The 26,747-nt window shown below is 42.7% G+C and carries 17 protein-coding genes and 1 pseudogene; 3 read left to right on the top strand and 15 right to left on the bottom strand.

The genetic code is table 11. The features are described from left to right. Position 1 precedes the first annotated feature (1 nt). From BST97_RS12530 to BST97_RS12525, 3 genes are all read left to right on the top strand, one after another. On the top strand, positions 2–2,413 hold the full coding sequence (locus BST97_RS12530) for a TIM-barrel domain-containing protein (RefSeq protein WP_085767563.1): 2,412 nt from the start codon (positions 2–4) through the stop codon (positions 2,411–2,413). A gap of 108 nt (positions 2,414–2,521) precedes the next feature. Beyond that, positions 2,522–2,686, top strand: a complete 165-nt coding sequence (locus BST97_RS15875; RefSeq protein WP_157111663.1) for a hypothetical protein — start codon at positions 2,522–2,524, stop codon at positions 2,684–2,686. 79 nt (positions 2,687–2,765) lie between these two features. After that, positions 2,766–4,688, top strand: a complete 1,923-nt coding sequence (locus BST97_RS12525; protein ID WP_085767562.1) for an alpha-amylase family protein — start codon at positions 2,766–2,768, stop codon at positions 4,686–4,688. Positions 4,689–4,796: 108 nt separating this feature from the next. On the opposite strand, the gene BST97_RS12520 is transcribed toward BST97_RS12525, so the two are convergent. The 15 genes and pseudogenes from BST97_RS12520 to mraZ all read right to left on the bottom strand — a co-directional run bounded on the left by BST97_RS12520 (position 4,797) and on the right by mraZ (position 26,636). Beyond that, a complete protein-coding gene (locus BST97_RS12520; protein ID WP_085767561.1) occupies positions 4,797–10,457 on the bottom strand; it encodes an HYR-like domain-containing protein in 5,661 nt (1,886 codons plus the stop codon). A 260-nt stretch (positions 10,458–10,717) separates the two neighbouring features. Then, entirely contained in the window at positions 10,718–11,167 is a 450-nt protein-coding gene (locus BST97_RS12515; RefSeq protein ID WP_085767560.1) for a GatB/YqeY domain-containing protein, read from the bottom strand. A 1-nt stretch (position 11,168) separates the two neighbouring features. Then, positions 11,169–13,133 (bottom strand): cell division protein FtsZ, encoded by a 1,965-nt coding sequence (ftsZ, locus tag BST97_RS12510; RefSeq protein ID WP_085767559.1) that lies wholly within the window; start codon positions 13,131–13,133, stop codon positions 11,169–11,171. A gap of 47 nt (positions 13,134–13,180) precedes the next feature. Continuing rightward, positions 13,181–14,548: a cell division protein FtsA gene (gene ftsA / locus BST97_RS12505; RefSeq protein WP_085767558.1), complete on the bottom strand. Its 1,368-nt coding sequence runs from the start codon at positions 14,546–14,548 to the stop codon at positions 13,181–13,183. Then, positions 14,545–15,261 (bottom strand): cell division protein FtsQ/DivIB, encoded by a 717-nt coding sequence (locus BST97_RS12500; protein ID WP_245833571.1) that lies wholly within the window; start codon positions 15,259–15,261, stop codon positions 14,545–14,547. The genes ftsA and BST97_RS12500 overlap by 4 nt, the downstream gene beginning before the upstream one ends. After that, positions 15,251–16,650 (bottom strand): annotated as a pseudogene (gene murC, locus BST97_RS12495) (UDP-N-acetylmuramate--L-alanine ligase). The gene BST97_RS12500 and the pseudogene murC overlap by 11 nt, the downstream one beginning before the upstream one ends. Next, the gene (murG, locus tag BST97_RS12490; RefSeq protein WP_085767557.1) at positions 16,640–17,731 is read right to left on the bottom strand and encodes an undecaprenyldiphospho-muramoylpentapeptide beta-N-acetylglucosaminyltransferase; all 1,092 of its coding nucleotides are present in this window, start codon (positions 17,729–17,731) and stop codon (positions 16,640–16,642) included. Before murG ends, murC begins: the two are co-directional and overlap by 11 nt. Continuing rightward, the gene (locus BST97_RS12485) at positions 17,718–18,920 is read right to left on the bottom strand and encodes an FtsW/RodA/SpoVE family cell cycle protein (RefSeq protein WP_085767556.1); all 1,203 of its coding nucleotides are present in this window, start codon (positions 18,918–18,920) and stop codon (positions 17,718–17,720) included. Before BST97_RS12485 ends, murG begins: the two co-directional genes overlap by 14 nt. A gap of 2 nt (positions 18,921–18,922) precedes the next feature. Beyond that, positions 18,923–20,275, bottom strand: coding sequence for a UDP-N-acetylmuramoyl-L-alanine--D-glutamate ligase (gene murD / locus BST97_RS12480; protein WP_085767555.1), 1,353 nt, complete (start codon positions 20,273–20,275; stop codon positions 18,923–18,925). Next, positions 20,275–21,507: a phospho-N-acetylmuramoyl-pentapeptide-transferase gene (mraY, locus tag BST97_RS12475; protein ID WP_085767554.1), complete on the bottom strand. Its 1,233-nt coding sequence runs from the start codon at positions 21,505–21,507 to the stop codon at positions 20,275–20,277. The genes murD and mraY overlap by 1 nt, the downstream gene beginning before the upstream one ends. Positions 21,508–21,509: 2 nt before the next feature. Then, positions 21,510–22,976 (bottom strand): UDP-N-acetylmuramoyl-L-alanyl-D-glutamate--2,6-diaminopimelate ligase, encoded by a 1,467-nt coding sequence (locus BST97_RS12470; protein WP_085767553.1) that lies wholly within the window; start codon positions 22,974–22,976, stop codon positions 21,510–21,512. Next, a complete protein-coding gene (locus tag BST97_RS12465; protein WP_085767552.1) occupies positions 22,973–24,952 on the bottom strand; it encodes a penicillin-binding transpeptidase domain-containing protein in 1,980 nt (659 codons plus the stop codon). Before BST97_RS12465 ends, BST97_RS12470 begins: the two co-directional genes overlap by 4 nt. Next, on the bottom strand, positions 24,952–25,278 hold the full coding sequence (locus BST97_RS12460) for an FtsL-like putative cell division protein (protein WP_085767551.1): 327 nt from the start codon (positions 25,276–25,278) through the stop codon (positions 24,952–24,954). Before BST97_RS12460 ends, BST97_RS12465 begins: the two co-directional genes overlap by 1 nt. A 1-nt stretch (position 25,279) precedes the next feature. Then, the gene (gene rsmH, locus BST97_RS12455; RefSeq protein ID WP_085767550.1) at positions 25,280–26,194 is read right to left on the bottom strand and encodes a 16S rRNA (cytosine(1402)-N(4))-methyltransferase RsmH; all 915 of its coding nucleotides are present in this window, start codon (positions 26,192–26,194) and stop codon (positions 25,280–25,282) included. After that, a complete protein-coding gene (mraZ, locus tag BST97_RS12450; RefSeq protein WP_085767549.1) occupies positions 26,169–26,636 on the bottom strand; it encodes a division/cell wall cluster transcriptional repressor MraZ in 468 nt (155 codons plus the stop codon). Before mraZ ends, rsmH begins: the two co-directional genes overlap by 26 nt. Positions 26,637–26,747: the final 111 nt, after the last annotated feature.

Raw genomic sequence — 26,747 nt, 5'->3', positions numbered from 1 at the left:
TATGAGGTATTATTTATTAGCGCTGGTTGTATTTGTTTCTGCTTTACCTCGACTTGGCTCGGCACAGGTCGCGGAAGCTCAGATCACAAATACCTCACGTCAGTTTGTGGAAGCAGAAACTGAAGCAGATCGCTTGAACATCAATGTTACTGACGGTATGTACACCTTTAAAGTTCTAAGCGAAAATATCATTGAGACACAGTTTTATCCGAATAGGGAGATTAACGTCAATAATCAAGAATCACACACGGTTGTATTGGGTGCGGTCCCTGTAGCAGGTTTAATTACGGAGGATTCAAACTCCTTTTCACTAGGTTCTAAAGATTGGTTGCAGGTCAGAATTACCAAAAAACCCTTTCAAGTAAACTATATCTATAAAGGTCAACCACTTGTATCTGAGGCAAAAGGTTACGAAGACCGCGATTCATTAAAAACCATCCAACTCAAAATTGATGAAAACGAGGTGCTCTACGGCGGTGGTGCGAGAGCTCTCGGTATGAATAGACGTGGCAACCGTTTGCAACTGTACAATCGGGCGCATTATGGTTATGAAACGCGTTCTGAACTCATGAACTACACCATACCACTGGTGATTTCCTCCAAAAATTACGCAGTGCATTTTGACAATGCACCAATAGGTTTTTTAGACCTAGATAGTAAAGGTGACAACACCATTACCTATGGGACCATTTCTGGCTCGATGCGTTATCAAGTAATTGCCGGAAATAATCTGAAAGAAGTCACCCAAAACTACGTGGAACTTACCGGCAAGCAACCCATGCCGCCACGATGGGCACTTGGGAATTTCGCCAGCCGCTTCGGGTATCATTCACAGCAGGAAGTTGAGGAAACGGTTGCAAAATATCGGGAAGAAGAAATTCCGCTGGATGCTGTTGTTCTGGATCTGTATTGGTTCGGAAAAGATATCAAAGGGACTATGGGGAATTTAGGTTTTTACCGAGACAGCTTTCCAGAGCCTAAGAAAATGATCAAAGGGCTTCAGGAAAACAATGTAGAAACCGTCTTGATTACAGAACCTTTTGTACTCTCCACCTCTGACCGCTGGGAGGAAGCGGTTAATGAACAAATCTTAGCGGTGGACTCGCTAGGAAAACCCTATCAGTACGAATTTTACTTCGGGAATACGGGCTTGATTGACATTTATAGCGATAAGGGAAATAGCTGGTTTAAGAATATATACAGCGAGCTCTCTGACATGGGTGTGAATGGATTCTGGGGCGATCTAGGAGAGCCAGAAGTGCATCCTTCGGGATTACTCCATGCGACAGGAACCGCAGATGAAGTTCATAATATTTACGGCCACGACTGGGCAAAACTCGTTTACGAAGCCAGCCTAGAAGCAGATCCCGACCGCAGACCTTTTATTTTAATGCGTGCAGGCTATTCTGGAACCCAGCGCTACGGGATGATTCCCTGGTCTGGTGATGTGAATCGAACTTGGGGAGGTTTGCAGTCGCAACCCGAGATCGCCCTGCAAATGGGAATGCAGGGATTGGGTTACATGCATAGTGACCTTGGAGGTTTTGCTGGTGCTAATCTCGATGACGAGTTGTACACCCGCTGGTTGCAATACGGTGTTTTTCAGCCTATCTACCGCCCGCATGCTCAGGAAGAGGTTCCCAGCGAACCCATTTACCGAAGTGAAAAGGCCAAAAAAATTGCCAAACAAGCCATTGAGCTGCGCTACAAATTATTGCCCTATAACTATCAACTGGCTTTTGATAACCATACCGAAGGCACACCGCTTATGAGGCCCGTATTTTTTGAGAACGGCGACGATTTGGAGAACGCAAGAACCTATTACTGGGGAGAAAATTTTCTGATCGCGCCTGTTTTGAAGCCGGGCATCAAGAAGATGGATATCGATCTTCCAGAAGATTCTAAATGGTTTGATTTTTATACTGAAAAGATTTACGATACTCAGAAACTTTCCGATTTCGCCTTGAGCGAAAACCACATCCCCACCTTTGTCCGTGCCGGTAGTTTTATTCCCATGAGTAAGGATTTACAGTCCACAAAGGAGTTTGACAATTCAGATTTTGAGCTGCATTACTATCATCATAAATCGATGAAGGTGAGCCGACAAGTAATTTACAATGACGACGGTACGACTCAGGAGGCTTATGAGAAAAAAGAGTATGAGATGTTGGATTATTTCGCTTTCGCGAAAGCGAGATCCCTCAACCTACACTTCAAAGCTGAGATAGGTGACAACTTTGAAAACTCTGAGAAAAGCGTGGATCTCATCATCCACGGTATTGATAAACAACCGAAGAAAATAAAAGGAATCAAGGGAAGCCACTGGTCTTATGATCAAGATAAATTTATAGTTACGATAAAAAATCTATCTTGGGACACAGCAAAGGAAAAAGAGATCAAGATCAAACTTTAAGAAAGAAAGTGGATGCCAAGCGTCCCAACCGTAAAAACTCTAAGGTCGGATGCGATCCGCCTCAACTAGACGTAACGGCGCTTCGCAAGCGCCCTAAAAAAGCAAAGAATGAGAAAAACGTATACCATCGCCGCCATCGCCATGCTTATTCTGAGCGCGGCTATAATATATCTGGGGCTTCAACGCGAAAGCATCTTTAATCCACCGGTAGTTACCGGAGTAGGTTTTGCGGTCATTGCTGTCGTTTACTTTATAAGATCAGGAAAGGTTTAAATATCGAGCCAGAAATGGACGCTTGCCAAGCGTCCCAACCGTAAGGGCGCTTCGCAAGCGCACTCTAAAAAAAAGAAATATGAAAAAACTAATCATCGCATTAGCAGTCATCTCAACGATAGCCTGCAAGGAAGAAAAACCAGTAAAAAACCAAATGGAGAACGACCAGGAAGTGAATATTGATCACGAGGATAGAATGGGTAAAAAAGTCGTCTATCAGGTGTTTACAAGACTGTTTGGTAACACAAATACCACAAATAAACCGTGGGGAACGATAGAAGAAAATGGTGTCGGTAAATTTGAAGATTTCACGCCCAAAGCGCTTCAAGAAATCAAGGATTTAGGCGTCACGCATATCTGGTACACCGGTGTCCCACATCATGATGTCATTACAGATTATACAGAATACGGTATTTCAAAAGATGATCCAGATGTAGTAAAGGGTCGTGCGGGATCACCTTATGCGGTTAAGGATTATTATAATGTCAATCCAGATCTAGCTGTTAACGTTAAAAATAGATTAGAAGAATTTGAGGCATTGATCAAGCGCTCGCATGATGCAGGCCTTAAAGTGATCATAGATATTGTCCCCAATCACGTCGCACGTAATTATCAAAGCCTCACAAATCCAGAGGGAATAAAAGATTTTGGAGCAGATGATGATACTACAGTGGAATATGCTCGTGATAATAATTTCTACTACGTGCCTGGCGAGTCTTTTAAGGTGCCAGAATGGAGAAATGACTACAAACCCTTGGGAGGTGAACAAAACACACTAGCTGATGGCAAATTTGACGAGAATCCTGCTAAGTGGACCGGTAATGGAGCCCGCGCCGCGCAACCGAACATGAATGACTGGTACGAGACCGTAAAAGTCAATTACGGTGTGCGACCTGATGGCAGTTATGATTTTGATAAATTGGAAGACGTCTATTCAGAGAGAGAGTACACGGAACATTATAGTTTCTGGAAAGGAAAAGATGTACCTGATTCTTGGGAAAAATTCAAGGATATAGCGCTTTATTGGACCAGAAAAGGAGTAGATGGTTTTAGGTATGATATGGCAGAGATGGTGCCGGTGGAATTCTGGAGCTATATGAATTCGCACATCAAGATGGAAAATCCTGATGCATTCTTACTTGCCGAAGTTTACAACCCAAGCTTGTACCGCGACTACATCAAAAAAGGGAAAATGGATTATCTCTACGATAAAGTTCAGCTTTATGATACGATCCGTAATGTGATGCACCGTGGCGGAAAAACCGATCATATACCAGCGATTCAAGAAGAATTGAGCGATATTGAGCACCACATGCTGCACTTTTTAGAAAACCACGACGAGCAGCGTATTGCTAGCGATGGATTTGCTGGAAATGCAGAGGCTGGAAAACCAGCCATGGTGGTATCTGCCACGATAAGTACCGCACCTACGATGATTTATTTTGGTCAGGAGCTGGGAGAAGATGGCAGTGAGGACTTAGGTTTTGGCGACCCTACTCGTACTTCGATTTTCGATTACGGGAGCGTTCCCAGCGTCGTACGCTGGGTAAACAACAAGAAGTTTGATGGCGGTCAGTCCACAGAAGAAGAATTGGCTCTACGTGATTTTTACAAACATTTGCTGAACCTTACAATCGATAGTCCAGCGATGATGGGTGACTATGCAGATTTACATGCCTACAACAGAGAAAATACCGAAAACTATGATGACAAAGTGCTTTCTTTCGCACGCTGGAATGAAGATCAGAATCTGATTGTACTCTCCAATTTTGATGGTGAAAAAGGCAAAAAGTTCAAATTTAAAATCCCAAAAGATGTATCTCTTGCATTTGACCTTACGGAGCGTGAGTACGATTTCAAGGATCTGCTTGGAAAAGACGGCAAGATCTTCACGGCAATAAAGCAATCAGAGTGGGAATATACCATGGAAATTGAATTGGCTGCTCATGAATCACTGGTTCTTGAGCTTCAAAAAAACATCAATTTGTTTAAGGACAATTAAGTAGATCAGTATTTTATTGGTCTCGCTTTCGCGAAAGCGTAACTATTTAAAACAGAAAACCTGTCCACTTCACTTTGAAACGGACAGGTTTTTCTATTTGGGGCCAACTTAATTCTTAATCACTCGCTTGTTTACGATTCCAAGATCTGTTTTAATGCTGATGAAATAAATTGCACTCTCGTAAGGGCTGAGATCAATGGTTTTAGTTTCTGCACTTACATTGCTCCAAGTGTTCACTCTTCTACCTCTGAAATCTATCAAGGTTAGAGATTCAATATTTGAATTTTTAGAACTTATCGTAAGCTTTCCAGAAGTCGGATTAGGATAAATATCTAAATCTACCTTAATCAAAGGTTCTTCAATACTCGCAGTCAAATCAGTTTGTACTTCAAAGCTACACACGAGATCATTACCGTTTCCATCACTTATGGTAATGGTTATAGGAGTTGTGCTAGGTACAGCAACCATAGTACCAGCCGCAGGACTCTGAACGATGGTCAGACCGGCAGTACTAGAGGTACAACCGTCTGTGGCATTTAAGCCACCTGTGTAATCCTGCAACATATAAGTAGTAGTTCCAGAAGGCAAGTCAATTCTCAGATCGCTCGGACAATCTGCAACTGGGGCGTCAGTATCCGTAACTATAATGTTCTGAGTCTGCGTGACACTATTCCCTGTTCCATCAGTGTATGTCCAGATTACCTGAGTTGTTCCAAGACCTATCGGGAAAGTAGCATTATTTGTCGCTGTTATCACTCCCTCACAATTATCTAGAGATGTGGGCGCAACCAGACTGGTCACTTCACAAACTTCATTGACATCTGGTAACGATGTAAGATCGGGAACCGGAGCAGTGGTATCATTCACAATGATATCTTGAGTTTGAGAGGTGCTGTTCCCATTTCCATCATCATACTCCCACGTAATGGTAGTAGTACTCGTAATGGGTAATGATGCAGTTGTGGTAGCTAAGAGGGTTCCCACACAGGTATCAGTTGCGGTAGGTGCCGTAAGTGTAGTCACTGCGCACTCGCTATTAATAGCTGGGAGCGTAGTCAGATCCGAAACTGGTGGATTTACATCACTAATGATCACATTTTGTGTTTGTGTGGCTTGATTCCCATTACCATCACTAAAGGTCCAAGTAATCATTGTGGTTCCCTGACTAGTAATTGGGAAACTGTGATCTGCAACCCCATTTATAGTACCTGCACAGGCATCAGTTGCTGTGGGAATTGAAACGGTTGTAACCTCACATTCTGCATTTACATCTGGTAAACTCGCTGTATCTGGAACTGGTGCAGTTGTATCGTTGATAATTACGTTTTGAGTTTGAGAAGCGGTGTTACCATTACCATCAAGGTAGGTCCATGTGATGACTGTGGTGCCTTGAGTGACAATAGGTAAAGTAGCATCATTACTCACGGTCACATTACCCCCACAATTATCTGTAGCTGTAGGAGCGGTAAGAGACGTTACTTCACATGAAGCGGTAATATCTGGCAAATTACTTACATCGGGAGTCGGAGCGGTATCATCGTTAATGACAACATTTTGTATTTGGGCAGTGGTATTCCCGTTTCCATCATCATAAGTCCACGTAATTTGGGTAGAGGATGTGATAGGCAAATTTGCATTACTCGTAATGATCACATTTGAAGCGCAGTTATCTGTCGCTAAGGGTGGAGTTAAGCTACTCACCACACATTGATCGTTGATGTTTGGTAGATTAGCTACGTCTGGAACAGGTGCCGTAGTATCGCTGATGACGATATTTTGATCTTGTGTGATCGTATTACCATTGCCATCATCATAAGTCCAGGTAATTACCGTAGTTCCCGCAGTAGTGATAGGTAAAGCGGCATTTGTGGTTCCTGTAATAGAAATATTGCCGTTTGAACAACTCGTTTCGGTAGCTGTGGGAGCTGTGAGACTGTCTACAGAACACTGTGAATTTATATCTGGCAGATTTGCAACATCTGGTACCGGTGGGGTAGTATCTTGAATAATGACATTCTGATTTTGAAAGTTGAAGTTTCCATTACCGTCATTATAAATCCAAGTCACAACTGTGGTTCCTACACCCGTTATCGGTAGTGAGGCATTATTAGTTATAATGACCGGATCTGAACAGTTATCCGTCACTTGTGGAGGGGTTAAACTATCCACGCGACATTCAGCAACTACATCAGGTAGAGTCTGGTTAACTGGCTCTGGATTCTGATTATCAACGACAGTTACAAAAAAGCTGCAGGTAGCAGAATTACCAGAACTATCAGTCGCTGAAATCGTGATGAAATTAGGCCCTAAATCAGCGCATGTAAAATCACGTTGAGAAACGTTTAAGACATCTACCTCACAATTGTCAACGGCATAAACACTTGAAGGTGTGAATGACCAGGCATCACTGGTGGCACTCCAAGTCGTTGCATTTCTTCCAGGCACTGGGAATCCTATAGAACCTCCTTGATTAACGATTCCTTGTGTTTGAGTTCTGCCTGTGTTTCCATTGTTTTCTGTATGAATTTCTATACGGTTGCTTCCTTCAAATAACTTGATTTGACCAGAAAGAATGGTACCTCCGCCAAAAAATGGAATATTATCATATTCCACAACTAGAACTCGATTAGGAGCTATTCCTATAGTTTGATAATTTATCGGAGCCCCTCGCGGATTCAGATCCGTCCAACCTAGTGCTATAAGATTACTAGGATTGACAAAACCTGAAGTAAGGTTTCCACCACTACAGCAGCCTGGACCTACCGTGTTACCAAAGGCGATAAATCCATTGGAAGAAACTTGAAATGTATTATAAGAATTTCCAAAAAAAGTAAAGTCAAAACCTAGCGGTAAGTTTCTAGCTACTTGATCATCTCCAAGATTCAAAACAGTTGGATTACTAAGCACATCTTCACCAAACGTTGTGGGCTGTACATCATAACTGTCTCCTGTATTGTATAATGTATCAAGTGAGGCCCGACCGTTTGCGTCGAGCTCTAAAGTGACATTTGCACATTGAATTACAGGAGCATCTATATCGCTCACGGTAACTGTTGCCGTACACGTATCTTGATTACCACTCGTATCAGTCACAATTAAAGTAACTGTATTGGGACCAAGATTATCGCAAGTAAAGACAGTCTGACTAGCCTGAATACTTTGAACTCCCACATCGTCTGAACTACCTGCATCAATATCAAAATCATTAATTACCAGTAAACCATTAGCATCTAGATTCCCTGAGAAATCTTGACAACGTGCCACTGGCGGTACATTATCAACATTACTTATTACAAATGTTTGAGATGAACTATTGGGACAAGTCCCATTTGTGGTGTAAGTAACCGTATAGCCTCCAATTGTAGATAGCGATGGATCTATAAGCCCTGTGTTAGTATCTATTGATAAACCACTTGGAGTTGAACTAAATGTTCCACCTGGTGTAACTATAGAAACTGGAAATTGTACTGGATCACTTGTCGACACAGAATTAGAGGGATACCTAAAATTTGCGTTATCAAAGAAATCAATCGTTACTCGTATTGTAGAGCTATTTGGACAAGATCCGTTTGTAGTATAAGTTATATCATAATTTCTGCCACTTAGGCTATTTGCAAAATTAATTTCACCTGTAATCGGATTTAAATCAAGTCCAAAATTATTGACTGTAAAAGTACCCCCTGAAAGCCCAGTTATCGTAGGTGTTTCGGGCGCATCGTTGGGGCAATAATTTGTATTGGAATAGGAAAAACTCGCATCATCTAGCGGAGTTCCATTGATCGTGACGTCTTGATTTACCACACAACCGTCAGGAGAAGTGATGGTGACCGTGTAATTTCCTGGTGCAAGGTCTTGTACTACACCAGTAGTTTCGTTGTTGCTCCATTGATAGGTGTAACCTTCTTTAAAGATTTTTATATCATCAAAGATGACTCCATCGGTGGGGAAGGCAAAATTGTCAGAATGTGTAAATCGTATTTCTGTGGCCGAAGTCATCGTCTGACCTGCATTGCTCAAAACGGCATCTAAATCCACCACTCGCTCCTGCCAAGTATTAGTAAAGCCATCATTCCAAACTGATAAAGTTACCCAAGGCTGGCTGCTATCACCTCTTACAGTCACTTGATCATCAATCGTAAATTCATCATTTGAATTATAAAAGAAATAGCTAAATGAAATATCATCATCTCCCGCTTGTGCAGATAAATCAACTGTCCAAATAATGGAATGTGGAATAAAATTACCATCGTCAAGTCCTAATGCAAACGAGCCGTTGTTTGCTCTATTAGCATTTCCAGAAGAAAAAATATTGAGACGAGCTCCAGCGTTTGGCGCTCCTTCATACCTCCATCCTGGTAAACCGGGTATAGGGTCTATGCTATCTCCATAGTTACTTGGTGAAGGTTGTGCAGTCTCAAATCCTTCATAATATAAAATTGCCGATGCTGCTCCTGAAGATCCATTTACACAACTGGAGTCGTAGGTTTGAATATTGAAATCTACTGCCTCTGCGCTTCCACAATCTACTTCGTCATTAAGTATGGTTACGATGGCAGAATCTGTGATATTTACAGGAAGGCTCGTGGCCTGAAGGTTTGATAAGGAAACAATTACCGTTTCATCACCCTCAAGATCAGTGTCTGCTATAGGAGAAATTTGAAAAGTCTGTGTCTCATTATTAGTTCCTGAAAAAACCAATGTTTGCCCGTTGATCGCATTATAATCCGTACCAGCAATAGCAGAACCATTTGTTGTAGATACATCGACAGTGAACCCGCCTTGCACGGGATTAGACAAGGTAGCAGTAACCGTAATGGGTCCAGCATCTTCATCTCCACTGGTATCCGTTAGGATCACGAGCGCGTTATCATTATCTATGATGTTGATAGTAGCCGTGTTTGAAGCTCCCACGGTAACATCAGTATCATCTGTGCCTGTGAGTGTGATCTGGATATTTTCATTACCCTCCAGACTACTGTCTGCAATCACATCTATGGGAATTGTAATTGATGAAGAGTTTGCAGGCATCAGTACACTATTTCCGATACTTGAATAATCTACACCCTCAGTGGCTGTTCCAGAAATGGTGAAACTGACATTAGTATCATTTGCAACGGTATTGTCTGCGGTAATGGTAAAAAGACCATCTGTAGTATCTTCTGCAGCTTGAGTTGTTCCAGAAATAGATAGAACAGCGACATTGTTAACGCTCAAGGTTGAAGTCACATATCCATAACTATTATTAGGAAAAAAGTATACCGTATAGTCTCCGTTTTCTGATTCAGTGGGATCGATGAAACCAGTATCTGGATCAAGTGCCAACGACTTATCAGGAGACCAAAAAGTTCCATTGATATTACCAGATAAATTCAACTGTTTACCATCATCGAGACTTTTTATTTCATACTTAGAATGATCAAATGCAAAAGTCTCAGAAGCCTTAAAATCATAGGTAAAGGAACCACAATTTCCTGCAAGATTTCCTTGATCATTCTCTGCTCTTACAAACAGAGTAACGCCAGTCTCGCTAGGAGAGAATTCAAAACTATTAAGTTTAGTGGTACCGAGTAATTTGTCGCCACAACCACCTTCATAGATGGCCCAGTAATCGGTTTCAGATAGAGTACCACTCCAGACTAAAAGTGTTTCCTTAGACTTCTCTGCGTGGTGATCTCCTTTGACAATCGGCACATCGCTTTGTGCTGTCGTAAGGTGTATTAAAAATAGGCAGAAGCTTAACAGTCCTGTCTTCAAGTAATTTGTTTTCATAGCTGGAAAATTATTAGTTGGTACGTTAACAACCTTCCAAATATAGAATTCTCAATCGTAAAATCTTATCTATCAATCATTTATTTACAATTCACAATTTCATGTATCTACAAACAGCTATTCTTGTTTATTTTTTCATCTTTAATCATTCTCTCATAAAGAGTAATTGACTTTTGAGAGTCTCGCTTTCGCGAAAGCGTAAAAACAAAAAACCACCATCCCTTACGAGATAGTGGCTCTTCCAGAATTAGCCTTAATCCTTATTTGTTCAATTCTTCTTTTACGATAGTGCTGATGATCCGGCCTTCAGCTTTTCCAGCCATCAATTGATTGGCGCGGCCCATGACTTTACCCATGTCTTTCATGCTACTTGCCCCAGTCTCAGTGATTACCTGTTGCACGATGGTTCTTATCTCGTCCTCACCCATCTGTTCGGGTAAGAATTCAGAAAGTACTTCAGCTTGAGCCAGTTCTGGTTCAGCGAGGTCTTCCCTACCCTGTTCTTGAAAAATGCGGGCGCTGTCCTTTCTTTGTTTGACAAGTTTTTGCAAAAGCTTGATCTCCTCATCATCGCTTAGCTCTGCATCACTACCGGAAGTTTTTGCGAGCAACAGTTCACTTTTCACCGCACGCAAGGCAGCAAGGCGCGTCTGGTCTTTTGCCTTCATCGCATCTTTCATTGCGGGCATTATTTTTTTCTCTAAACTCATATCAATCTGCTCTATCGTGTAGGTAACTGTTGTTGTTTGATTTAAATTTTAACTGGTTATTCTCATCTGTTGAAATTGAAGTACGTGACTTCACTTGATCTTCTGGCATGCTATCCAGTTCTACGCCTTGACGCTTATAAGCAGGCTGGCGCTCCATTTCATCTAGTTTATCAGAGCTTTTGAACTTGTAATTGTATAAATGCAGTTTACGTTTGCGCTCCTCTGCCCTGCGTAAGATTGCCTCGTTGATAGGAAGCTCTGTAGGATCTGCAATGGGTTCAACTGGATCCAGCGGCGTGGTTAATGGATCTGCCTTTACCTGTGGCTTTTTTACGATCTTGATCTCTGGCTCAGAAACTTTAGTAGGCTCTTTTCTTTGCGAAACAAAGGGCTCGTCCTCCTCGTCTTCCATAAAATCTTGAAGCGAGTATTTCTTCACTCCAGAAGGCTCTACTTTATTGGGTAGTTCTTCTGCGTTGCGTATTTCAATATCCTCAAGATTGTGTTTAATAGGGCGTTCTTCTTGAGCTGGCTGCTCTTTTTCTTGAGATAATGGCATGTCAAAATCTAACGAAAATGGCGTTTCCTTCTCTTCATTGACCACCGGCTCTTGAACTTCATCCTCATCTGTGATCGTGAACAACGTGCCTGCTGGGTCCACATACTCCTCATCTTTGATCTCGATATCTTTGATCTCCTCTGAGGTTTTGATTAGGTCGTTATTAGGTGTCGGTTTTGGTAATGTTTCCTCCTCTTCCTCACCCAGTTCATGGACAATGACTTTTTGTTGTGATGGAGATTTTTGTTTATCCGCTTTCGCGAAAGCGTCATTCTCATCAACCTCCTCATCTTCTTCCAGATCCATAATCAAACGACCGGGCGTCACCTTCTCATTTGAATCACTCAACACTTTTGTGGTGCGTTGTTCCTCCTCTAGCGTGTGGATAATGCGCTTAGAATCTGTATTAGAGATCTCGTGCTGTTGCTCGATGTTAAATCCCGTGGCGATTACCGTTATAGCAATGGCATCTCCCAGTGACTCGTCCTCGCCCACACCCATAATGATGTTTGCCGAGTGACCCGCCTCGTTTTGAATATGCTCGTTGATCTCACCGATCTCATCGATCGTGATTTCATCCCCACCAGAAACGATAAGCAGCAGAACATTCTTAGCTCCCGTAATCTTATTATCGTTCAACAACGGACTATCCAGCGCCTTTAGGATTCCCTCTTGAGCACGATTTGATCCTGAAGCCTGAGAGCTACCCATAATCGCCGTACCCGAATTAGAAAGTACCGTTTTTGCATCGCGCAAGTCAATGTTCTGGACGTAGTGATTTGTTATTACCTCAGCAATTCCTTTTGAGGCGGTAGCAAGAACTTCGTCTGCTTTTGAGAAACCAGCTTTAAAACCTAGATTACCGTAAACCTCACGTAATTTATTGTTATTGATAATGATCAGCGAGTCCACATGCTGGCGGAATTTCTCAATTCCTTTTTGCGCCTGCTCATTCCTTACTTTTCCTTCAAATTGGAAAGGTGTCGTGACAATTCCCACGGTAAGAATATCCATTTCTTGAGCGATCTCTGCAATGACAGGAGCTGCACCGGTACCGGTACCACCACCCATTCCTGCAGTGATGAAAACCATTTTTGTGGTTGTATCTAGTAAGGCGCGCACTTCTTCAATGCTTTCTCTTGCTGCTCTTTCTCCTACTTCTGGATTTGCTCCTGCTCCCAGACCTTCAGTCAAGGTAACACCCAATTGTACTTTATTAGGTATCGGGCTGTTGTTTAAGGCTTGCGAATCTGTGTTGCAGATCACAAAATCCACCCCATTGATCCCTTGCTGGAACATGTGTTTGATGGCATTGCTACCACCACCACCTACACCTATCACCTTGATGACATTTGAAGTGTTTTTAGGCAAGTCAAAAATGATACTGTCTTGATCGTCCTGGCTCATAGTTCTGGTTTTTCTAGTATTCTTTTTCAATATTGGCGCAACGCATGTTATTCAGCGTTGTCCAGAAATTCTTTAAATTTTGTCGCCCACGTGTCAAAGATTCCTTTGCGCTTAGTGGGTTGTGTTATTTTAGGTGCTTCTTCTTCGGTAGGTTCAGGTTCTTGTCCGGGTTCTTCTGTTTCTTTTGGTTCAAAAACAGCCTCTTGAACATCTACTTCTTCAACCACAGGCTCTTCTTCTGCCTCCTCTTCATAAGTTTCTTCAAGTCCCTTCATGACGAGACCTACCGCAGTTGAAAATAATGGGCTTGTGCATTCAGTATCGCTATCGCCTGCTAGATGCTCGTTAGGATAGCCTATTCTGCTAGGCATTCCCGTTACATATTCTGCAAGCTGTTTAATGTGCTTGAGTTGGCTACCACCACCAGTCAGCACAACACCAGCGATGAGTTGCTTTTTAGGTTCATCGTGACCGTAATTCTTGATTTCAACAAATACGGTTTCTAGAATCTCGATCACTCTAGCGTGAATGATTTTACTGAGATTCTTTAGCGTGATTTCCTTTGGTTCTCTACCACGCAGCCCGGGAATAGAAACGATCTCGTTTTCCTTATTCTCCCCTGGCCATGCACTACCAAATTTAGTTTTCAGCAATTCTGCCTGCTTCTCGATAATGCTGCATCCCTCTTTGATGTCTTGGGTAATGATATTCCCGCCTTGTGGAATGACTGCCGTGTGACGGATGATTCCGTCCTTGAAAATAGCGAGGTCTGTGGTCCCACCACCTATATCGATTAAAGCGACACCGGCTTCTTTTTCCTCTTGGCTCAAAACAGCATCTGCGCTGGCAAGTGGCTCCAAAGTAATTTTCTTGAGGTCCAGATCAGCGCTTTTAACGCAGCGGTAAATGTTTTTTATAGAAGCCACTTGACCGATTACCAAGTGAAAATTAGCTTCCAATCGACCGCCGTACATACCGATAGGCTCCTTGATTTCAGACTGTCCGTCGATTTTATATTCTTGTGGTAAGACATGAATAATTTCCTCGCCTGGCAGCATGACTAATTTGTAAACCTGCTTGCACAAATTGTTGACATCTTCCTGGCTGATGACTTCATCACTGTCGCCACGCGTAATGTAATCGCTGTGCTGCAAACTGCGTATGTGTTGACCCGCAATTCCTACCGTAACTTCTTTAATCTCAATACCACTGACTGACTCTGCCTGATCTACGGCCTGCTGTATGGATGTAATGGTTTGTGTGATATTGTTCACCACGCCACGGTGAACTCCTAGGCTTTTGGAACGCCCTACGCCTAAAATTTCCAGCTTTCCATACTCATTCTTGCGACCGATCATGGCAACGATCTTAGTCGTTCCTATGTCCAGACCTACCGCATATTCCCGTGCGCTCATACTGATTTATTTTTTGTAGCAACTACCTGCTTTTTGTACCGCAGGTCTACCGTCCCTAATTCCTTCAATTTTTTATCCTTAGCCATTTTTGCAATAAAGGCCTCATACTTCACTAGCTTGGTATCAAGTTCTTCTACCGATCCCAGCACCACCTCAAAATCAAATGCTCGCGGCGATAGCAAAAATCCTCTCGCAGCATCGATGCGCACATCGCTAAAACTTTCTGACAACAACTCATCATTTCTTAAAGTCATAATAAGCTGGTACAGATCATCCTGATCCTGGTCCTGAAAGCCAAAAACGAGCGGCACTCGCACCGTATATTCTTTTGACAATGGCATCAAAAGATTGTCGTCGTCCAAATACTTATCTGGAGATCCCATAATTCTAGCAATAGGCCTGCGAGCCTCAACTACGGCTTGTATTTCACCGTCTAGCGTTACGGAAACCTCTGCGCTTCTGATCATTTCATTCTGAACAAGGCGCGACTCGCTCTTATTCAAATCTAAATTTTCCAGAAACAGCATTTCAGCACTATCCCTACTTTGTATCAACAACTTATCAACGTTTTGTTCAGAGATAATCGGGTCGCTTTTATCTGTAAATAAGATGTTTACATTATTTACCGACCGACTCTCAAATCGCTTTGCCGAGAAACCGTAAAAAATGCACGTGAGAATTATCGCGCAAAAGAAAAAAATCTTATTCTTCATTTTCCGCATTTAATTGTTGAACTAAATTATTGATTTCCAAACCTATATCTCCAGCACCCAGCATCAGTAAAATTTGTTGCTGGTTTTGAGTGGTCTTTTGAGTATTTATCGCTTTCGCGAAAGCGTAAATCTCATCTTTCTGGATCACTTCGACATCAGTCTTTTTTGAAATAGACCTGATCTCATCTGAGAGTTTTTTGGAGTTGATACCTTCGATAGGCTCCTCCCGAGCTGGATAGATTTCCAACAATTTCACGCTATCAAATTTTGCTAAACTGTGTGCAAAGCCTTCCATAAAATCTCGAGTGCGGGTAAACAAATGCGGCTGAAATATCACATGAACTTGCGCTTCTGGATACATTTCTCTAGTTGCCGCATGAACTGCATGGATCTCAGTAGGATGGTGTGCATAATCGTCTATGAGCACAAAATCATCGGTTTTGATGCGGTAGGTGAACCGGCGCTCGACTCCTGGAAATGTGGCTAATGGTTCGCGCAAATCGTCTACGGAAACACCATATTCCAAAGCAATTGATAACGCCAGCAAGGCATTTGAAAGATTGTGATGACCAGGTAGTGCAAACTTGAAATTGCGATAAATCTGATCATCTACTGAAAGATCAAAATGGTATAATCCGTTTTTGATATCTAGATTTTCCGCATGGATAAATCCGTTTGAAACACCTACTTTTTTACTGGGTAGGTCGACCTTTTCGTTAGTGTAAAGCTTGCCATCTGGGACGAGAGCGGCAAAATCGTGAAAGGTTTTTTCAAATTCACTCACATCTCCATAAATATCGAGATGATCGGCATCCATCGCGGTAACCCCAGCAATATCAGGGCTCAACTGCATGAAAGAACGATCGTATTCATCGGCTTCCACGACGATCACCTCATCACCCGTATGGATAAAATTTGTACCGTACTTATTCAAAATACCCCCATAAAAGCGGTCATTTTCACTCCAGTTTCATGTAATAGATGCGCAAGTATCGCGCTTGTGGTGGTTTTGCCGTGGGTTCCGGCAACCGCTAGACAAGTCGTCTTTTTAGAGATCTCGCCGAGTAATTGGGCACGTTTGATCATTTTGAAGCCGTCCCGATAGCTATCGGGATCGCGAAAGCGTAACATCTCACCAAAACCTGCCGGAACTGCAGGCGTGTAGACCACTAAACATTTTTCTGGATTCTTAAAGTCTGGCGGAATAGCATCAAAGTCATCCTGATAATGAATATCAATACCCTCCTTCTCCAGCTGTATGCAAAGTGGCGATCGTACGCGGTCGTATCCCGCCACTTTTTTACCCAAATGCACAAGGTAGCGTGCGAGTGCACTCATACCTATCCCGCCGATACCCAAAAAGTAGAAATGTGAATAGTTATGATGCATGGAGGAAGCTTTCTATGAGATCAACGATGTGCTCTGTGGCTTTTGGGAGTGCCAATTTTTTAAAGTTGGTTGATAGTTTTTCTTGTAATGCATGATCATGGATCAAAGTGTTCCAAGTCGATAAGAACTGCTCTTCCAGCTGGTTTTCAGTAATCATAAGTGCAGCGTCTTTCTTAACAACGGCTTCTGCATTTTTGCGCTGGTGATCCTCTGCCACATGGGGCGATGGAATAAAAATTACCGGTTTCCCGACTATAGCTAATTCACTAATCGAGCTAGCTCCAGCACGAGAAATAATAAAATCGGCTGCGGCATAGGCGTAATCCATACGATTTAAAAACGCATGCACTTGAACGCCATCCTGAGCTTTATTTTTATAGGTTTCAAAATAAAATTTCCCGCATTGCCAGATGATCTGAACATCATTTTTGAGTACGTCTAGATGCTCATCAATAAGCTGATTGATGCGTCGAGCTCCCAAACTCCCGCCCAGAACGAGCAAAGTTTTTCTTTCTGGATCGAGATTCATTTCTGCGACTGCCTCGCTTCTCAAATTTTGAAGATTCAGCAAATCTTGCCTTACAGGATTACCGGTTAATGTGATCTTGCTGGCTGGAAAAAATCGATCGAGTCCATCGCTGGCGACGCAGACCTTATCTACTTTTTTAGACAGCAGTTTGTTTGTGATTCCCGGATACGAATTTTGTTCTTGGATCAATGTGGGAATCCCTTTTTTATGCGCCGCATATAACAAAGGCCCGCTGGCGTAACCTCCAGTTCCTATAGCGACATCAGGTTTGAATTCTTTTAAAATCTTATAAGAATCTCTAATGCTTTTAATCACTTTAAAAGGAAACATGAGATTTTTAAGGCTCAAACTGCGCTGAATGCCGCTGATCCACAAACCTTTGATTTCATAACCAGCTGCCGGCACTTTTTCCATTTCCATACGATCTGCGGCACCCACAAATAAGATTGCACAATCTGGGTAACGCTTGCGTAACTCATTTGCAATCGAGATCGCGGGATAGATATGACCTCCTGTTCCACCGCCTGATATGATGAATCTATATGGCTTCACTTAAAACGTTTAGGGGGTTCATTTCTTCTTCAGCTGGTGAATTTTGTTCTTTAACTTCTTGACGCTGTTTGCTCACGCTCAACACGATTCCTACTGCCATACAACTCATGAGTATAGAAGTTCCACCACTACTAATAAATGGTAAAGTCTGACCAGTAACGGGCATAAGGTTCACGGCCACAGCCATATTAATCAAAGCTTGAAAAACAATCGGGAAACCTACTCCTATCACCAGTAATCTGCCGAATACGGTCTCGGTTTTGGTCGCGATAATGACCAGTCGAAACAAAAACAGCATATATACCATCAACACAAACACACCACCGATCAAACCGAATTCTTCAATGATTATCGCGTAGATAAAATCACTTGAGGATTGTGGTAGGAAATGTTTTGAGGTACTCTTACCAGGACCTTCTCCAAAAATGTGTCCTTTAGCAATGGCTGTTTTGGCTTTATCTACCTGATAAGTTGTATCAGCATCACCTTCTCCTGAAAAGCTTGCAATACGGGAAACCCACGTATCCACCCGATTGGGGAAGAGGCCTGGAAAAGCTTTTGCTGTCAAAACAAATAGCCCTAAAGCAACAACTCCAATGCCGAGGATTCCTGCGAGATATCTTTTGGGATAACCACCTACAAAACATAACAATAAAACCATGGAAAAGATCAACGCTGTTGTTGAGAAATTGGCAGGTAAAACCAGCGCCAAAACGACTCCTACTGGTACCCAAAGAGGTAAAACAGATTGCTTAAAAGTGATCGTTTTATCTTTGATGCTGGTCAGGTATTTTGCCACCCAAACCATCAATACCACAGCAGCAAACGTACTGGTCTGAAACTGTACGCCCACACCGGGAATAGTAATCCATCTGGCAGCGTTTGCACCGCCCATAGTACCGCCCTGAACTGCTGTAAAAATCAATAGCACTACCACAATAGGCAGCAATAAAATGCTCAATCCCTTGAAATAGTTGTAGGGAATTTTATGTACTGCATAAAGCAAAAACAAACCAATGATCACATGAGCAAAATGTTTCACCAAAAACTTCATTGTATTACCGGTCCCATGTCCTAAATACGCCAGGTTTGTACTGGCGCTATATACCGGTAAAAATGAAAACAGTAAAAGCACGAGCACTAATGCCCATAGAAATCGATCGCCCGCTATGTAATCTTTGATCTTCAATTTTATAATCCTCTTACTGCATTTTTGAATTGGCGACCACGGTCTTCGTAATTTTCAAAGAGATCAAAACTCGCGCATGCCGGGCTCAACAAAACGTTATCTCCAGCCTCAGAAAGTTTGTAGGCTACACGCACGGCGTCTTCCATACTGCTGGTTTCTACCATTTGCTCCACACAGTTCCCGAAAGCTTCTACGATTCTCGAGTTGTCTGTTCCCAAACAAACGATGGCTTTAACCTTTCTGTTAACTAAGCTGTAGAGTTCAGAATAATCATTACCCTTATCAACTCCCCCTACTATCCAAACTGTAGGTTGCTCCATGCTTTCGAGGGCAAAATAGGTGGCATTCACGTTGGTGGCCTTAGAGTCGTTAATGTATTGCACTTTATTGATTTTCAATACATTCTCAAGCCTATGCTCTACCCCTTGAAAGGATTGCATGCTTTGTCTTATGGTTTCCTTTCTGATTTGGAGCAACTTGGCCGTGGTTGAGGCAGCCATTGCATTTGCCGTGTTGTGGCGTCCTTTGATTGTTAAATGATCTGTTGACATGGAAATTGTGTTGTTATCTAATGTTATTGTGATGTTGTTATCTTCTAAGTAGCATCCGTAATCCAGTTTTCGCTCAAGCGAAAAAGGAACAAGGCGCGACTTGATCTTTCTTTTTTTTATAGCTTCTACGATCACGGGATCGTCAGCGTTATAGATGAGGTAATCGTTCTCATCTTGATTCATCGCGATGCGCATTTTACTCGCGATGTAGTTTTCAAATTTGTAATCGTATCGATCCAGATGATCTGGCGTTATGTTGAGCAATACCGCGATATGCGGCTTGAACGTATCGATCCCATCCAGCTGAAAACTGCTTACTTCCAGCACTCGATATTGCGCAGATCCTTCAGCAACTTGAGCGGCAAAACTCTCGCCTATGTTTCCTCCTACGGTCAGTTCCAGTCCAGCCTCTCTAAGCATGTGGCCTGTAAAACTGGTGACGGTAGTTTTTCCATTGCTTCCTGTGATGGCAATAAGCGTTTCTTCTGTAAACCTTGAAGCAAATTCAATCTCAGAAACGATCTGAATTCCAGCCTCATGAATCTTTTTGATCACTTCAACCGTATCAGGTATTCCAGGACTTTTCACCACAAGATCGGCTTGCAGGATTTTATCCATGGAATGACCGCCGGTCTCATAGGAAATATCTTTTTCTTGTAACGCTTTCGCGAAAGCGGAACCTCCACCCCCTCCATCGCTTACAAAAACATCAAAACCATGTTTCTGAGCCAAGACGGCAGCACCCACGCCACTCCTTCCCAATCCAAGAACTACGATTTTATGTATGTTTTCCAACCCTTTCATTATCTGATTTTAAGGGTTACAATACTGATGATGGCGAGTAAAATCCCCACGATCCAAAAGCGCACAACGATTTTGCTCTCGTGGATACCACGCTTCTGATAATGGTGGTGAAGTGGTGACATCAAAAAGATGCGACGTCCTTCTCCAAATTTCTTTTTGGTGTATTTGAACCAGCTCACCTGCATCATGACCGATAAATTTTCCATCAAGAAAACACCACACAGGATCGGGATCAATAATTCTTTGCGTGTAGCGATGGCCAGTACGGCTATGATTCCGCCTATGGTCAAGCTTCCCGTATCTCCCATAAAAACTTGAGCGGGATAAGTGTTGTACCATAAAAAACCTACTAGCCCACCGGCAAAGGCAGCTATAAACACCACCATTTCCCCAGAATTAGGGATGTACATGACATTGAGGTAATCTGCAAAAATGATATTACCCGAGATCCAGGCAAACAATGCCAGCGTGATCACGATTATAGCGCTGGTGCCCGCCGCGAGTCCATCGATTCCATCAGTAAGGTTAGCTCCGTTTGAAACCGCCGTCACGATTATGATAACTATTGGAATAAAAATGAGCCAAGACCAGCTTACCAGTTCAGGACTGATCCATTCAAAAACTCTGGAATAATCCAGTTCATTGTTTTTTACGAAAGGAATAGTGGTTTTTGTGGACTGCTTTGCTTCGGTAAATTCTACTGGAGAAGTTTGCAGCAATGCCTCTTGTTGCTGTTCCGGATTTCTGATTTCTTCTTTGATCGTTATACCCGGGTGGAAGTACATTATAGCTCCTACGATTGCACCTAAACCTACCTGACCGATTACCTTAAATTTACCGTGTAGGCCACCTTTGTCTTTCTTAAAAATCTTAATGTAATCATCTGTAAAACCGATCAAACCCATCCAGATCGTGGTAATGATCAGCATGACTACGTAAATATTGTCGATGGCCGCTAGAAGAACAACAGGGATCAACGTTGAAAAAATGATGATCAAACCTCCCATAGTGGGCGTTCCTGCTTTTTGCGCCTGACCTTCCAGCCCTAAATCTCTTACCGTTTCACCTACTTGCTGTTTCTGCAAATAGCGTATGATCTTCTTTCCATAAATGGTAGAAAAACCCAGAGACATGATAAATGCAATCGCTGCCCTAAACGTGATGTAACTAAACAGCGACGCTCCTGGCAAGCCGAACTCTTGTTCTAAATAGTCTATGAGATAATACAGCATTGTTATTTATCTAAGAGGTTTAAGAGTTCCATGGCAATGTTTCTGTCATCAAAATCGTGTCGTACACCGTTTATTTCTTGATAGGTCTCGTGGCCCTTACCAGCTATGAGAATGATGTCATTTTCACGAGCCATTTGAGCTGCGGTTTTGATCGCCTGCTTTCTGTTAAGCACATTGAGCACTTTTTTAAAATCCTGCGGCTCGACACCTTTCTCCATATCATCGAGAATCTCTTGAGGATCCTCAGTACGCGGATTGTCGCTGGTTAAAATAACTTTATCACTTAATGAAGCTGCGATCTGAGCCATTTTAGGACGCTTAGTCTTGTCACGATCACCTCCACAGCCTACAACGGTAATCAGCGTTTCATTTTTAGTGCGTATGGCGTTTATAGTCTCCAGCACATTTTCAAGGGCATCTGGAGTATGAGCATAGTCAACTATGGTAGTGATTTTTTCCTTTGCTGTTGTGAAATATTGGAACCTACCGGAAACACCTTTGAGTTTTGAAATGGCGACGAGCACCTCTTCTTTTTCGAGCCCTAATTCAATGGCAGCTCCGTAGATGGCCAGCATGTTATAAGCATTGAACCTACCGATCATCTTAGTCCACACTTCTTGTTCATTGATTTTCAGCAATAAACCACCGAATTGATTTTCTATAATCTTTGCCTGATAATCGGTGATGGTTTTTAAGGCGTAACCCAGTTTTTTTGCCTTGGTATTCTGCAACATGTAGTTGCCGTTTTTATCGTCCACGTTAGTCAAAGCAAATGATGACGCGGGTAATTCATCAAAAAACCGCTTCTTCACATCACGGTATTCAGCGAAGGTTTTGTGGTAATCAAGATGATCGTGGGAAAGGTTAGTAAAAACGCCACCTGCAAAATGCAATGCGCCCACTCGTTCTTGAGCAATTCCGTGACTGCTCACCTCCATAAAACAGTAATCAACACCAGCGTCCACCATCTCACGCAGGTAAGAATTGATTGTTATTGGATCTGGAGTCGTATGCTTGGTTGGGATCGTTTTTTCATCTACAAGTACATGAACCGTGGAGATCAATCCTGTCTTAAAACCACAATCTTTGAATAAGCTGTATAACAAACTTGTCGTAGTGGTTTTACCGTTTGTCCCAGTTACGCCGACTAACTTTAATTCTCGCGAAGGGTTCTCAAAATAATTGGCAGCCATCCTCGCCAATGCTTTATGGGAACTTTCTACCTTGATATAAGTGATGTTCTCGTGAGTTTCTTTTGGTAAATTTTCAAGAACAATAGCTAGCGCACCTTGATCAATTGCTTTTTCTATAAAATCATGACCGTCTGAAGCTGTCCCTTTCAGCGCAATAAACACATCACCATCACCCACTTGCCTTGAATCAAAGTGAATGTTTTCCACCTCAACTTGCGTTGATCCCACAACAGTTTCTAGCGGGACTTTGTAAAGAAGCTCTTGCAGGTTTTTCATAAAAGGTTGATGATTATTTGATCTTGACTGGAAACTTTTGAACCCGGCTTTAAACTTTGATTCACCACTTTACCTGTTCCTACTACCTTAACACTTGCTCCTAAATTCTCGATGATGGCAATGGCATCCATCGCTTCCATTCCTTTTAAATTGGGAATTTGAGTAGAGCTGGATTGTACTTTCTTATAGTATTCTGATTGAGATTGCTCTACGCTGGCCAGCTGACTTTCGGAAAGCTCCACCTTATCCATGCGTGGGTTATCAGCATAGATTTTTTGAGCGATTTTTTTGAATACCGGACCAGCAACGATGTTACCGTAATAGCCTTTTTCCACATTTGGCTTATGAATAACTACGATGCAACTGTACTTAGGCTTGTCAGCTGGGAAATAGCCGGCAAATGACGCGATGTAGTTTCCTGGTTTGATCCAGTATTCTGCCTGACAAGTACCAGTTTTACCTGCCATGGAAAAATTTTCTGTGTAAAGGTTGTCCGCTGTTCCTCTGCGCACCACGTTCTCCATCATTACTTTAACCTTGTCGATCGTACTCTGCGTACAAATCGCCGGATTAATTATTTCGCGATCGTACTTTTCTATGATTTTGTCCTTAGACCGTACCTCACGGATGAGTCGCGGCTTCACCATAACCCCATTATTTGCAACAGCATTATAAAAGGTCAAGGTTTGCAAAGGCGTCATTTGCACCCCATAACCAAATCCCATCCATGGCAAAGAAAGTCCACTCCAGTTAGGATCATCAGGATGCGGAATCATAGGACTTCCTTCTCCCACTACCGGTAATCCCAATCTATCGTTGAGATTCATACTGTAAAGTCGGTCCACGTAATCCTCTTCCCGGTTCTTATAATTGTCATGAACCATTTGAACTAGCGCTGTATTTGAAGAGAGCTCAAAGGCTTTGGCAACACTGATCTTCCCATAGCCACCGTACTTAGAGTCGCGCACATTACGCCCGTAATAACTAATTTTCCCATTCTTAGTGTCAAATACGGTACTCGTATCCACAACTTTGTCTTCAAGTGCGGCGATCACACTCATTAGTTTAAATGTGGACCCTGGCTCGTGAGATTCCCAGATTGCGTAATTGCGTTTCTCAAAGTATTTACCACTTTTACCTCGCCCCAGATTGGACAAAGCCTTGATCTCACCAGTCTCTACTTCCATGACTACGGCAGTTCCATGATCGGCTTCAAAATATTCCAGTTGTTGCAAAAGGGCGTGGTGTGCCACATCTTGCATATTCACGTCAATCGTAGTGTAAACATCATATCCATCAACAGGTTCGACTTCATTAGCACTATTAATGGGTTTCCATTGACTCTTTGAGATTTTCTGCTTGAGGCGTACTCCGTTGCTCCCACGCAAAAATGGGCTGAATGCTCCTTCCAGACCCACTGGCGCGCTACCCGGGCGGTCATAACCCACGATGCGTTCTGCCATTTTCCCTAAAGGATGTTCTCTTACCACTCGTTGCTCTACAATGAGTCCGCCGCGATAAGGTCCTTTTGACAGCAATGGAAAGGATTTGATCTGCTTATAATCGCTGTATTTAATATTTTTAGCCAGCAACACGTAGCGATTGCGATTGGATCTAGCTTTTCTGAGTCTGCTTAAATAATAGGATTTTGATTTGTTCAGCTTTCGCGAAAGCGAGTCACATAAAGGCCCTATCAACTCATTAAAGTCATTGTCACTGGGAGCCACCGCATCAAAACGGATGTCAAACTTATTGATCGAAGTGGCCAGCAGCTGACCATTGGCATCATAAAGGTTGCCTCGATTTGCGGGTATGGTGTCGTTTTTGAAAATACGCAAGTCAGCTTGAGCGCGGTATTTATCGCCATCCACAAATTGAATGTGCATAATCTGGCCTACGATGAGCAGACAGACCACGATAAAGATTGCGGCCATCACATACATGCGGGTCAATATGTTTTTATCGCTGGTTGCCATTATTTATCTTTCATTTTAGAACGCACCACAATCTTGAGCGGTGGGTGTTCTGCAGGTCCCACTCCTGAATTTTTGAGATTTTCTGCGACTCTGGACTCCATTTGTATAAACATGAGCTGGTCCTGACCATCCAGATACTCGCTGCGCAATTCACTCACTTGATCTGTAAGTTGCGCCATGCGGTGCACTTTTTTCTCAAAAGAGTGGCCGGTATAAATCATCACCATGGCGAGTGCGGCCGCAAACAAAATGAAGCGCCAGTTCTTGAGCGCATCATCATTTGTCAGAAAACTTCCCTTGAAAAAATCGTAGACCTTTGCCGCCATGCTAATCCATTATTTTTTCTGCGATACGTAGCTTAGCACTACGCGATCTATTATTCTTTTTCAATTCTTCTTGAGAAGGCGTAATGAGTTTCCCTACTTTCTTGAAAGGCACCTCCACTCTTCCAAAAACATCTTTCTCTGGCTCACCCTCAAACAAACCGTTGCGCATGAATCGCTTTACAGGTCTATCTTCAAGGCTGTGATAACTGATCACGCTCAAACGCCCCCCTTTAGGCAGCAACTGTCCTGCCTGAATCAAAAAATCATGCAATACCTTCATTTCATTATTCACCTCAATACGGATCGCTTGAAACACCTGAGCCAAAAACTTGTGCTCGATACGCGCCGGAACTAGAGGATCACAAAGCTCTTTGAGCTGAGCAATGGTTTCAATGGACGCATCTTGCCTTTCTTGCACGATAATGCGTGCGAGTTTAGGTGCGATGCGCAACTCACCAAATTCCTTAAAAATCCGATTGAGCTCTTCTTCAGAATAGGTATTCAAAACTTTTGAAGCGTCCAGATCCTGCTCTTGATTCATGCGCATATCCAGCCTGCCGTCAAAACGGGTGGAAAAACCACGATCTGCCTCGTTGAACTGGTGTGAACTCACACCCAGATCTGCCAAAATCCCATCTACTTTTTGAACACCATAAAAGCGTAAGAAACGCTTCATATAACCAAAATTCTCGTGGATTAAGATGAACCGCTCGTCGTCGATGGCATTATTCAAAGCATCTTGATCTTGATCAAAGGCAAACAACCTCCCTTCTGGACCCAATCTGGACAATATTTCCCTGGAATGACCGCCGCCACCAAAGGTCACATCAACATAAGTCCCTGCCGGATCAATGGCGAGACCATCCACAGATTCCTGTAGCAAAACAGGATCATGATAAGAGTTCACTTGTGTCATCGCCCATTACTTCTTCTGCGAGATCTGCAAAGTCGTTTGCCGCGTCATCGATGGCTTTCTCGTACTTTGTTTTATCCCAAATTTCTATGATGTTTACCGCGCTGCTCACGGTCACTTCCTTGCTTATTCCTGCAAACTGTATCAAATCCTTAGGGATCAACAACCTGCCACTTGAATCTACTTCTACTGGTTTTACTCCTGCCGTGAACCTTCTGATAAAATCGTTGTGCTTACGATTGAACCGGTTGAGGCCATTGAGTTTTTCCATGAGTTTGTTCCACTCAGCCATGGGGTACAACTCAAGACATGGCTGGAATACTGCTCTTTTCAGAACAAAGCCATTTTGAATGATAGGCGTGAGCTGTTTCTTGATACCAGACGGCATCATAAAACGACCTTTTGCATCAGCCTTACACTCGTATGTCCCAATGAAATTGACCAAGGTTTAAACGCGCTTTTTCAACTAGTTAGTCAAAAATAGAAATTTGCTTCCACATTTTACCACAATTTCCCACTTTGTTGATAAATGCATCCATTTCTGAATAACTATGGG

The sequence above is a fragment of the Nonlabens spongiae genome, from assembly GCF_002117125.1.
Lineage (GTDB): Bacteria > Bacteroidota > Bacteroidia > Flavobacteriales > Flavobacteriaceae > Nonlabens > Nonlabens spongiae.
The sequence above is the reverse complement of the archived record's forward strand: the minus strand, read 5'-3'. Positions and strand labels throughout refer to the sequence as shown.

Coding starts and splice junctions, on each gene's coding strand:
- BST97_RS15875 (WP_157111663.1), top strand. CDS start 2,522: ATGAGAAAAACGTATACCATCGCCGCCATCGCCATGCTTATTCTGAGC.
- BST97_RS12470 (WP_085767553.1), bottom strand. CDS start 22,976: ATGAAAAACCTGCAAGAGCTTCTTTACAAAGTCCCGCTAGAAACTGTT.
- BST97_RS12460 (WP_085767551.1), bottom strand. CDS start 25,278: ATGGCGGCAAAGGTCTACGATTTTTTCAAGGGAAGTTTTCTGACAAAT.
- BST97_RS12515 (WP_085767560.1), bottom strand. CDS start 11,167: ATGAGTTTAGAGAAAAAAATAATGCCCGCAATGAAAGATGCGATGAAG.
- murD (WP_085767555.1), bottom strand. CDS start 20,275: ATGAAAGGGTTGGAAAACATACATAAAATCGTAGTTCTTGGATTGGGA.
- ftsA (WP_085767558.1), bottom strand. CDS start 14,548: ATGAGCGCACGGGAATATGCGGTAGGTCTGGACATAGGAACGACTAAG.
- BST97_RS12520 (WP_085767561.1), bottom strand. CDS start 10,457: ATGAAAACAAATTACTTGAAGACAGGACTGTTAAGCTTCTGCCTATTT.
- BST97_RS12500 (WP_245833571.1), bottom strand. CDS start 15,261: ATGAAGAATAAGATTTTTTTCTTTTGCGCGATAATTCTCACGTGCATT.
- BST97_RS12465 (WP_085767552.1), bottom strand. CDS start 24,952: ATGGCAACCAGCGATAAAAACATATTGACCCGCATGTATGTGATGGCC.
- BST97_RS12530 (WP_085767563.1), top strand. CDS start 2: ATGAGGTATTATTTATTAGCGCTGGTTGTATTTGTTTCTGCTTTACCT.
- BST97_RS12525 (WP_085767562.1), top strand. CDS start 2,766: ATGAAAAAACTAATCATCGCATTAGCAGTCATCTCAACGATAGCCTGC.
- ftsZ (WP_085767559.1), bottom strand. CDS start 13,133: ATGAGCCAGGACGATCAAGACAGTATCATTTTTGACTTGCCTAAAAAC.
- rsmH (WP_085767550.1), bottom strand. CDS start 26,194: ATGACACAAGTGAACTCTTATCATGATCCTGTTTTGCTACAGGAATCT.
- mraY (WP_085767554.1), bottom strand. CDS start 21,507: ATGCTGTATTATCTCATAGACTATTTAGAACAAGAGTTCGGCTTGCCA.